This is a genomic window from Dawidia soli (assembly GCF_018598185.1).
GTDB lineage: Bacteria > Bacteroidota > Bacteroidia > Cytophagales > Cyclobacteriaceae > Ohtaekwangia > Ohtaekwangia soli.
Genome location: NZ_JAHESC010000101.1, coordinates 1 through 6,102, shown reverse-complemented (window position 1 = coordinate 6,102; position 6,102 = coordinate 1). Strand labels below are relative to the sequence as shown.

5 protein-coding genes are annotated in these 6,102 nt (G+C 57.4%); all 5 read right to left on the bottom strand.

Annotated features, from left to right (window positions below; all coding sequences use genetic code 11):
• The coding region (gene gltB, locus KK078_RS30180; protein WP_254094756.1) for a glutamate synthase large subunit at positions 1-2,933 on the bottom strand (2,933 nt) is incomplete at its 3' end.
• 242 nt (positions 2,934-3,175) lie between these two features.
• Positions 3,176-3,844 carry a tRNA (5-methylaminomethyl-2-thiouridine)(34)-methyltransferase MnmD gene (gene mnmD / locus KK078_RS30175; protein ID WP_254094754.1) on the bottom strand — a complete coding sequence of 223 codons (669 nt, stop codon included), beginning with the start codon at positions 3,842-3,844 and terminating at the stop codon, positions 3,176-3,178.
• A complete protein-coding gene (ispF, locus tag KK078_RS30170) occupies positions 3,844-4,323 on the bottom strand; it encodes a 2-C-methyl-D-erythritol 2,4-cyclodiphosphate synthase (RefSeq protein WP_254094752.1) in 480 nt (159 codons plus the stop codon). Before ispF ends, mnmD begins: the two co-directional genes overlap by 1 nt.
• 21 nt (positions 4,324-4,344) lie before the next feature.
• Positions 4,345-5,094 (bottom strand): tRNA pseudouridine(38-40) synthase TruA, encoded by a 750-nt coding sequence (gene truA, locus KK078_RS30165; RefSeq protein WP_254094744.1) that lies wholly within the window; start codon positions 5,092-5,094, stop codon positions 4,345-4,347.
• The coding region (locus KK078_RS30160) for a thiolase family protein (RefSeq protein ID WP_254094738.1) at positions 5,091-6,102 on the bottom strand (1,012 nt) is incomplete at its 5' end. The genes truA and KK078_RS30160, both read right to left, overlap by 4 nt.

The window sequence follows — 6,102 nt, the reverse complement described above, 5'->3', positions numbered from 1 at the left end:
ATCCAGTCGTCTACCTTGTGACCGGGCAGCTGACCTCCTTCGCCGGGTTTCGCTCCCTGCGCCATCTTGATCTGCAGCTCGTCGGCATTGCTGAGGTAATAGCTGGTGACCCCGAAACGTCCGGAGGCTACCTGCTTGATGGCAGAACGCTCCCAGTCGCCGTTGGCTTTCTTTTCAAAACGTACTTCGTCTTCGCCCCCTTCGCCGCTGTTGCTCTTCCCGCCGATGCGGTTCATGGCAATGGCCAGCGTGCTGTGCGCTTCGTGCGAGATCGACCCGAACGACATCGCGCCCGTGGCAAAGCGCTTGAAGATCTCTTCTACCGGCTCCACTTCTTCGAGAGGCACCGGGTTGCGCTTCTTGAATTCAAACAGGCCGCGGATCGTGATCTGCTCCCTCGTTTGCTCGTTGATGCGCTGCGCGTACTTCTTGTATTGCTCGAAGTTGTTGGTTTTCGTAGAATGTTGCAGCAGGTGGATCACTTCGGGGCTGAACATGTGTTTCTCGCCGCGGCGTTTCCACTGGTAGATGCCACCCACTTGCAGCTCTTTGCTTTCGGCTTCGTACGCCAGTTTGTGGCGAACGAGCACTTCCTGCGCCAGGTCGTCGAACGAAAGGCCTTCGATGCGGCTGATGGTGCCGCGGAAACATTTCTCGATCACGTCGCTGCCCAAACCGAGGGCTTCGAAGATCTGTGACGACTGGTACGACTGCAGCGTGCTGATACCCATCTTCGACATCACCTTCAGCAGGCCATTGCCGATACCTTTCTGGTAGTTGGCAAATGCCTCTTCATCGGGCAGCGGCTTGTAGAACATGCCGTGCTTGTTCATGGAGTGGATGGTCTCCAGCGCCATGTGCGGATTTACCGCGCTGGCGCCGTAGCCGATGATGGTAGCATAGTGATGTACTTCCCACACGTCGCCGGCTTCTACCACGATGCCCGCTTGTGTGCGGATGCGCTTGCTGACCAGGTATTGGTGCACTGCACCCACCGACAACATGGAGGGGATCGGTGCGTATTCGTTGCTGATCTTTTTATCCGACAGGATGAGAATCTTCTTGCCCGCGCGCACAGCCTTCTCGGCTTCGGCGCAGATGCGGTCGACGCTTTCTTCCAGGCGGCCGGGCGCTCCGTCTGCGTTGAACACGCATTGGATCACGGCGTACTCGAAGCCCTGGTCTTGCAGGTGCTTGAGCTTTTCCAGGTCGTCGTTCAGCAGCACGGGCTGCGAGATGTGTACCTGGTTGGTGTGCTGCGGCGTTTCGTCCAGCACGTTCAGGCTGGCGCCCACACGTGTGAAGAGCGACATCACCAAACGCTCGCGGATCGGGTCGATCGGCGGGTTACTTACCTGCGCGAACAGCTGCTTGAAGTAGTTGGAGATGTGGCGGCTCTCTTTCGAGAGTATCGCCGGTGGCGTATCGTCACCCATCGAGCCGATGGCTTCGTAGCCTTTTTCAGCCACGGGGAGTATGATGGTCTTGATATCTTCGGCGGTATAGCCGTACGCATTCTGACGTTGCGTGAGCGTCTTCTCGTCGAAGGAAGTTTCCACCCACTCCACCTCGGGCTCGAGGCGCAGCTTGAGGCGGTTCTGGATGATCCAGTTGTAGTAAGACTTGCCTTCGTATACAGCACGTTTTACTTTGTCGTCGTCCAGGACCTTGCCTTTCTCCGTATCGATCATGAGCATTTTGCCCGGCGTGATGCGGCCTTTTTCCACCACATCTTTCGGGTCGATCTGCAGGGCACCGGCTTCAGAGCCTGCGATCACGCGGCCCGAGCGGGTCACGCAGTAGCGCAGCGGACGCAGACCGTTACGGTCGAGCGTAGCACCGATGCGCGTACCGTCGGTAAAGACAAGCGCGGCGGGGCCGTCCCACGGCTCCATCATGGAAGCGTGATATTTATAGAACGCCTTGCGGTGCGGATCCATGAGCTTGTTGTCCTGCCAGGCTTCCGGCACGAGCATCATCATCACGTGGGGAATGGTGCGGCCCGAGAGAACCAGCATTTCTACCAGGGCGTCGAGGTTGGCCGAGTCAGAGCCGTCGGGGCTGGTGATCGGCGTGAGCTTCTTCAATTCTTCGTCGGTGAACAACGTCGACTTGAAAAGCGCCTCTTTTGATTTCATTTTATTGACGTTGCCGCGGATCGTGTTGATCTCACCGTTGTGTGCGATGTAACGGAACGGCTGCGCCAGTTTCCAGTTCGGAAAGGTATTGGTCGAGAAACGCGAGTGAACCAGTGCCAGGGCTGTCTTGAGTCGCGTGTCCTGAAGGTCGTCGAAATATGCGCGCAACTGCTCGGTGCGCAACTGACCTTTATAAATGATCGTACGCGCCGAGAAGCTCGTGATATAAAAATCTTTGTTGTTGCCTTTTACGGTGTCTTCAATGATGTGCTGGGTATAGTTGCGCAGCACGAACAGTTTACGCTCGAGGTCGTCGCCGGTTAGGCTTTCGTCCACGGGTTTAACAAACACCTGCTCGATCGAAGGCTCCACCTCGGCAGCGCCCGGGCCGGGCACGCTGTGGTCTACCGGCACAACGCGGAAGCCGATGAGCTCGAAACCCAGTTCCTTAATGTTCTTGCGCAGCACTTCGCGGCAAGCATTCTGCACCTTCTTATCACGCGGAAAAAAGACCATCCCCACGCCGTATTTCCCCAGGGCGGGCAGTGTGAAGCCCAGGCGTGTTGCTTCTTCGGTGAAAAATTCATGGGGCAGCTGGATTAAAATTCCGGCTCCATCCCCCGTCTTTGGGCTGCTCCCTCTTCCTCCCCGGTGCTCCATGTTCTCGAGCATGCACAATGCGTCACGCAGGTTCTGGTTGGTTTTGTTGCCGTTGATGTTGGCGACAAAGCCGATCCCGCAGGCATCGTGTTCCAGTTCAGGGGTGTACAAACCACGGCTGGTTGTTTCTTTCATTTCTTCTGGCGTTTACTGGTTGTTATGGGTGTGTTAAATCTCTGTTTTGAGCGGAACAGAGTCTATAAAGTTATGGAGAAAACAGAAGAATTTTTTGAGGTTTCAGCGCTGCAAAGAATTTTTTGAATCTTTTCACAAAAAATTCAGAATGCTTCAAAAACTAAAAAACGAATACGATTGCACCCTGACCAGTTTTGAAAAATTCAAGAAATGTCGAAAACGATTGAAGAATTTTCAATGAACTACACGCTCCGCACACCGCGCACCATTTCCTTTTTGCCGGGCGGTCCGGGCAGCGTTTCTACTGTCAACCCGAGGGCTTTCAGATCACGTTTTAATTGTCCCTTGGCGCAATACGTAACAAACATTCCACCCGACCGCAACGTTTGCACGGCCTTCGCCAGCATGTCGTACGTCCACATCTCGGGCTGCTTGTTCGGCGCGAAGGCGTCGAAGTACACCACATCCGTTTGCGCCGCCGGCAAGGCAGCCTCTTGTAGGGATACCGTTAGCTTCTGCAACTGAAATGTCGGTCGTACCACGACCGGCTGGTTCCACGGTGCCTGGTGGATAGCATAAAAAAGTGTCTGCGCTTCCGGCGAAGCAGTATAATTCAGCTGTCCCCACAGGTCTTCCGGCAGCGGTGTCGTTTCCAGCGATGTATAGTGCACGGTTACGCCTTTCGCTTTGGCGTATTGCGCCGTGAGCAATGCATTGAGGCCGGTACCAAAACCCACCTCCAGCACGGACACCGTCGTGGCACCCGACGCCACGAAGCGGTCGAGGCCTTCTTGTATAAAGACGTGCAGCGACTCTTGCACGGCGCCGTGGCGCGAGTGGTAGGTCTCGTTCAGCGCCGTGTTGAGCAGCGAATGCGACCCGTCGCCGGTAGTGATGATGGAGAGGCTCATTATTTATAGATCAGCACCACCGCCGAAGCGTTCACCCCTTCTTCGCGGCCCACGTAGCCCAGCTTCTCCGTTGTGGTTGCCTTGATCGCGATCTCCTCCTCCGTCACATTCATGAGCGGCGCCATCGCCTGCTTCATCGCATCGATGTGCGGACCGATCTTGGGTTTCTCCAGGCAGATAGTACAGTCGACGTTGCCGACCTTCCAGCCTTTTTCGGCGATCATGCGCGTTACCTCTTTTAAGAAGAACTTGCTGTCCATGCCCTTCCACCGGTTGTCGGTGTTTTGAAAGTGGAAGCCGATGTCGCGCATGTTGGCCGCGCCGAGCAGCGCGTCGCAGATGGCGTGGATCAGCACGTCGGCATCGCTGTGGCCCACGGCACCTTTTGTGGCGGGCAGCTTGATGCCTCCCATCCAAAAATCCCTGCCTTCTTCCAGTTGGTGCACGTCATAGCCCATGCCTACGCGAATGTTTGTCATGCTTCTCAGTATTAAGTACGATTATTCTTTTACAAATATACGGCTGTGGTATTTAACACGGCTGAGGTACAGTCCGTGCGGCGCCACATTGGCCCCGGCCTTCTTCCGATCGCCGCTTTGTACGATGGCTTGAAACTCGCGCAGCGACGTGCGTCCATTGCCTACGTCCAGCAGCGTGCCCACAATGGCGCGCACCATGCCCCGCAGAAAGCGGTTGGCCGTGATCGTAAACTCCAGCCGCGAGCCGTCCTCCCGCCACTCGGCTTTTTTCATGTCGCAGCGAAAGTGGTTGACGTCTGTCTGTACCTTGCTGAAGCAGGCAAAGTCGTGCTCGCCCAGCATCGTCGCCGCCGCCCGGTTCATGGCGCCGACGTCGAGGGGACGAAAGTAGTGCAAGGCCAGCCCCTCGGAAAAGGGATCTTTCACCCGCGTGATGCGGTAATGATAGGTCCGCTCGTACGCGTCATAGCGCGCGCTGGCCTCGGGATGTACGGGGCGTATGGAATGGATCGCGATGCTCTTGGGCAAAAAGGAATTGAGCTTGGCCAACAGCGCCGACCGGTCGAATTCCTTTTCGATGTCCGCGTGAAAGAACTGTTGCTCACAGTGAACGCCGGCGTCGGTGCGGCCACTGCCGGTGATGCTGATCTCCTCGCGTAGCAACTTGGTCAGGGCGTCTTCCACCACGGCCTGAATGCCGACAGCATTGGGCTGTGACTGCCACCCGCTATAGGCGGCGCCGTGGTAGGCTATCTCAAAAAAATACCTCATAAAGATTCATACACGATGGCGGCGCCCTGCCCTACACCAATGCACATCGTGGCCAGCCCGTAGCGGGCGCCGCGGCGTTTCATTTCGTGCAGCAAGGTGGCACTGATGCGCACGCCACTACAGCCCAGGGGATGGCCCAGGGCGATGGCACCGCCGTTGACATTCACCCGGTCGGGCGACAATTCCAGGTCTTTTATACACGCCAACGCCTGGGAAGCGAAGGCTTCGTTCAGTTCGATCAGGTCCAGGTCTGCCACGGTCAATCCCGCGCGCTGCAGGGCTTTGCGCGTGGCCGGCACGGGGCCTACACCCATATAAGCCGGGTCCACCCCGGCCACCGCCATCGACACAATGCGCGCCAGGGGCGTGAGGTTGAGTTGTTTTAATAGTGCCTCGCTTACGACCAGGCAGGCTGCGGCGCCGTCGTTTATGCCGGACGAGTTTCCGGCGGTGACAGTGCCCTGCTCGCGGAAGGCAGGCTTCAGCGTCGCCAGTTTTTCCAGGGTGGTGGCACGGGGATGCTCGTCTTTATCAAAGAGAATGATCTCGCGGCGCGCGGCCGGTGAGGGTAACGCTACCGGCACCAGCTCGTTGTGGAAGCGGCCTTGCTCGTGCGCACGCTGGTACCGCGTCTGCGATTCCAGCGCAAAGCGGTCCTGCTCTTCGCGGAGGATCTTATATTTCGCGGCTACATTCTCGGCCGTCTCGCCCATGGAGTATGGATGATAGAGCGCCGAGAGCTTATCGTTCACAAACCGCCAGCCCAGCGTCGTATCAAACACCTCCGCCTTACGCGAAAAAGGTTCGTCCGCCTTGCTCATCACAAAGGGTGCGCGGCTCATGCTCTCGACACCGCCGGCCAGGTACGCATCGCCCGCGCCTGTCATAATGCCTTGCGCTGCTTGCATGATGGCTTGCAGTCCCGAGGCACACAACCGGTTGACGGTCACTCCCGCCACCGTTACGGGCAGCCCCGCCAGCAGCAGTGCCATGCGGGCCACGTTGCGG

Coding starts and splice junctions, on each gene's coding strand:
- truA (WP_254094744.1), bottom strand. CDS start 5,094: ATGAGGTATTTTTTTGAGATAGCCTACCACGGCGCCGCCTATAGCGGG.
- ispF (WP_254094752.1), bottom strand. CDS start 4,323: ATGACAAACATTCGCGTAGGCATGGGCTATGACGTGCACCAACTGGAA.
- mnmD (WP_254094754.1), bottom strand. CDS start 3,844: ATGAGCCTCTCCATCATCACTACCGGCGACGGGTCGCATTCGCTGCTC.